A 4,126-nucleotide genomic window follows, 5' to 3' on the forward strand; every position below is an offset into this window, starting at 1 on the left:
GCTTCACCGCCCCTGGTGGTGTGGGAGCAGGTGCCGGCACCGGGTTCCGCGCGGGTACGGGGGACGCTCATCGCGGGCCTCGCGATCAGCCGCGCGAAGCCCCCGGCCCCGAAGCGGATCAAACCTTCGAGCCCCACCGCGTCCCGAGGAATGTTGCGGGGGGTTGTACGCGGCAGGGCGATCCACTCGACTCTAGGGGGAGGGCTTGCCCTCGCCAAGGAAGCGGAGCCTCAGGGCCCGCACGACCTCGGCATCCCAGCGCGTGGAGAGCAGCTCCAGGGCGGTGCGGCGGTAGCGCAGCGCACACGCGAGGCACAGCAGGGTGGCGCCCATCCCGATGAGGCTGTTCTGCCAGGACGCGAGGTCCCACTGGCCGTCCCAGAACCACTCGTGCAGGCTGGTGGGCCAGAAATACCAGATGGGCCAGCCCGGGCCGCTACCGGCCAGATCGCACAACAGGTGGAGATGGAAGGCCACCAGGGACAGCCCCCCCACCCACAACCGGCTCCGGGCCAACGCGGCGCACGTCAACGCCGTCACGAGGGCCCCCACGTAGCCGTGGAAGATGAGGTGGTGGTAGCGGGCGTACAGCTCGCCTCCGCCCAGGATGCTCAAGCCATCCAGGTCTGGCGCCAGCCCCGCGCAGACGACGAGGATCCGGTCACGCCGGGCCTCCAGTCGTTGGGTCATGAGCCAGGACAGCTCGGCGTGGACGATGGGGTTCATGCGAGACGGTCCGCGTCAGGTGTCCGCCGGCACGTCGTAGTTGGGCGTCAGGTCGATCACATACACGGTGAGCAGGTGGTAGACGATGACGTTGCTGACCCAGAAGAAGATGGCTGGGAAGCTCACGTACACCAGGCTCGAGCCCGGCCACACGTGCAGGTGATGACCGGTGAGCTGCACCGCGAGGAAGCCGCCGACCCACTCGCCTACCCAGCACACCCCCGAGGCGATGGCGATGCGCGTCCAGAGCTTCAGGCCCTTCGGGTAGAACCAATAGTAGTGCAGGGTCCACATCAGGAAGACCGAGCCTGACCAGAGGATCATGCTCCCGAACGAGAACCAGCCGTAGGGAGAATCCGGGTACACCCAGCCGAACGTCCCGTTCATGGCCTTCCACGCCTGGTTCTGGCCCAGCTCCAGCAACCAGAGCAGCGGCGCCATGTAGAGGATCTGGGTGGCGAGCACCCGAGCGTAGATGCCAAACGGCCGCTGTTGCGCTTCCGCGGGCAGAGCAATCGCGTTCATCGGATTCTCCTGAAGGGGCTGCTGATGCGTGGAGTGACGACGGCTGATTGCCCCAACCCGGGCCCTCGTTGCTTCCCTCCGGCCGTCAACCGCTTCCATTCTGGCGCCAACCCTGGAGGTTTGGCCAGACCCCACCCTTCCTTCCTGGAAATCCGGGGCCATGCCAAGGTCGGGTCGTCCTTCGATAGGAGCGAGTCATGTCCTCATTCTCCCCGCGCAACATGACCGACTACGAGGCCACCTACCGTGACTTCCGGTGGGAGCGCCCCGAGTACTTCAACTTCGCCACGGACGTCATCGACCACTGGGCTTCCGAGCGCCCCGAGTCTCCCGCGCTCCAGTGGAGCGACGAGGCGGGGCACGCGCGGCTCTTCAACTGGCGGGAGCTGAAGCAGCACTCGTTGCACGCGGCGCGGTTCCTCACGAGCCTGGGCCTGCGTCGGGGCGACCGCGTCTTCGTGATGATGCCGCGGGTGCCGGAGTGGTGGTTCCTCGTGCTGGGCTGCATCCGGGCGGGCATCGTCTTCATGCCGGGCACGCCGATGCTCACCACCAAGGACATCCGCTACCGGCTGGTGGCCTCGGAGGCCAACGGGGTCATCGCGGACGCGAGCTGCCTGGACAGGTTCGAGGGGCTCGCGGGCACGGGCCGGGTGGAGACCTGGGTGGCGGTGGGCCCCGCGCCCTCGCCCTGGGTGAGCTACGAGCCGGGCGGGGAGGGCACGGGCTCGCACGTCACGCGCTTCGCGCTCACCCGGGCGGAGGACCCGATGCTCATCTACTTCACCTCGGGCACCACGGGCATGCCGAAGATGGTGCAGCACACGCAGGCCAGCTACGGCATCGGGCACCAGGTGACCGGCCGCTACTGGTTGGACCTGACGCCGGAGGACCGGCACCTGACGCTGTCGGACACGGGCTGGGCCAAGTGCGCCTGGGGCAAGCTGTTCGGCCCGTGGAGCCAGGGCGCGTGCAACGTGGTGTACGACTTCCGCGGACGGTTCGACGCGGCGCGAATCCTGCGGATGCTCGAGCAGCAGAAGGTGACGACGTTCTGCGCGCCGCCCACGGCATGGCGGGCCATCGTGCTCCAGGAGCTGTCGCGGTACGACCTGTCCTCGCTGCGGCACGTGGCGAGCGCGGGCGAGCCGCTCAACCCCGAGGTCATCGATACGTGGAAGCAGGCCACGGGGCTGCACATCCGCGAGGGCTATGGGCAGACGGAGTCGGTGATGATCGTCGGCATGTTCCCCGCGCTGGAGCCACGGGTGGGCTCGATGGGCAAGCCGTCACCGGGCTTCGTGGTGTCGGTCATCGACGGGGAGGGGGCGGAAGTGCCGGCGGGGGAGGAGGGCGACATCGCGGTGCGGGTGAAGCCGGAGCCTCCGGTGGGCCTGTTCACGGGCTACCTCGATGACGACTCGGCGAACCTCGCGTCGTTCCGGGGGGACTGGTACGTGACGGGGGATCGGGCGGTGAAGGACGCGAACGGGTACTTCTGGTTCGTGGGCCGCAAGGACGACGTCATCAAGACGTCGGGCTACCGGGTGGGGCCGTTCGAGGTGGAGTCGGCGCTGCTGGAGCACGCGGCGGTGGCCGAGTCCGCCGTGGTGGGCGTGCCGGATGAGCGGATCGGCCAGCGCATCAAGGCGTACGTGGTGCTGGCGCCGGGATTCAAGGGCTCGGTGGAGCTCATCGAGGAGCTCCAGGAGTACGTGAAGAAGACGACGGCGCCCTACAAGTACCCGAGGGAGATCGAGTTCGTGACGGAGCTGCCGAAGACGGTGAGCGGGAAGATCCGCCGCACGGACCTGCGGGCGATGTCCCAGCAGCCCGCGAAGAGGGACTGAGCGCCCAGTCCCTCCGTCTTGCGCCGCCTACTGCTCGGCGCGGGCTCCATCCAGGAGACCGTCGCCGTGGGCCGCCGTGGAGTTTCCATGCTGGACCGGGGCCAGGCGCTCCACCAGCGACTCCACCTGGGACTCGCGCAGGCGCAGCAGCGGCCCGGGCATCAGCCCCCCCAGGACGACGAGCGCGAACAGGCCGAAGGCCACCCACCGCTCACGTGGCAGCAGCTCCTCCACCGTCTCCAGCGCCGTCGCGTGGCCATGGGCGGGCGATCCGAGGAAGGTGCGCTGGAAGGCACGGAAGAGGGCGATGGCGTTGATGGCGGTGGCCAGCAGCATGGGGAGCGCCACCAGCGGGTGGGCACCCAGGATGCCGTGCAGCAGCAGATCCTCGCCCACGAAGCTCATCGTCCCCGGGAATCCCAGGCTGGCGAAGCCCAGCAGGAAGAAGAAGGCCGCCATGCGCGGGGCGCGGCGCACGAGCCCGCCCAGCCGTGTCAGGTCCGTGGTGCCGGTGCGCGCCTCGAGGGCCCTCACCACCAGCATCAGCCCCGTGAACGCGAGGCCCACGGCCACGCTCTGCAGCAGGGCCCCGGCGAGGCTCTGGACATTCACCATCGCGAGCCCCGCCAGCAGCAGCCCCGACTGGCTCACCAGGAGGAAGCCCACCATGCGCCGCAGGTCCACCTGCGCCAGCGCCAGCACGGCCCCATAGAGCGCCCCACAGAGTCCCAGCACTCCCAGCAGCGGCCCGGCATGGTTCCACTGCGACGGCATCAGCGGCATCACCACCCGCACCAGCAGGTAGAGCCCCACGTGGACGTTCACCAGCAGCGGGCCCAGTCCGAATGGCCCGCGTGTCATGAGGACGGGCAGCCAGGAGTGGAAGGGCACCACCGCCATCCGCACGCCCACCGCCAGCAGCAGCAGGCCGAAGAGGGGCTGTTGCCACGCGGCGGGCAGCCCGCGCGCCAGCAACTCCGTCAGGGCGAACGGCTCCCGCACCCCCGCGCGCCAGCCCGCCACGC

Annotated in this window: 4 protein-coding genes; 1 reads left to right on the forward strand and 3 read right to left on the reverse strand. The window is 69.3% G+C overall.

The window, feature by feature from the left end:
• Positions 1-192: 192 nt before the first annotated feature.
• Positions 193-726 carry a hypothetical protein gene (locus VF794_RS37210; protein ID WP_331118017.1) on the reverse strand — a complete coding sequence of 178 codons (534 nt, stop codon included), beginning with the start codon at positions 724-726 and terminating at the stop codon, positions 193-195.
• Positions 727-741: 15 nt separating this feature from the next.
• Positions 742-1,251 (reverse strand): hypothetical protein, encoded by a 510-nt coding sequence (locus VF794_RS37215; RefSeq protein WP_331118019.1) that lies wholly within the window; start codon positions 1,249-1,251, stop codon positions 742-744.
• A 197-nt stretch (positions 1,252-1,448) separates the two neighbouring features.
• Here VF794_RS37215 and VF794_RS37220 point away from each other — a divergent pair, with 197 nt between their 5' ends.
• A complete protein-coding gene (locus VF794_RS37220; RefSeq protein WP_331118021.1) occupies positions 1,449-3,101 on the forward strand; it encodes an AMP-binding protein in 1,653 nt (550 codons plus the stop codon).
• A 27-nt stretch (positions 3,102-3,128) separates the two neighbouring features.
• Here the strand turns inward: VF794_RS37220 and VF794_RS37225 are convergent.
• Positions 3,129-4,126, reverse strand: a 998-nt coding sequence (locus VF794_RS37225) for a complex I subunit 4 family protein (protein ID WP_331118023.1), incomplete at its 5' end; no start/stop codon positions are given.

The organism is Archangium sp., from assembly GCF_036389735.1.
In the GTDB taxonomy this organism is placed as follows: Bacteria; Myxococcota; Myxococcia; order Myxococcales; family Myxococcaceae; genus Archangium.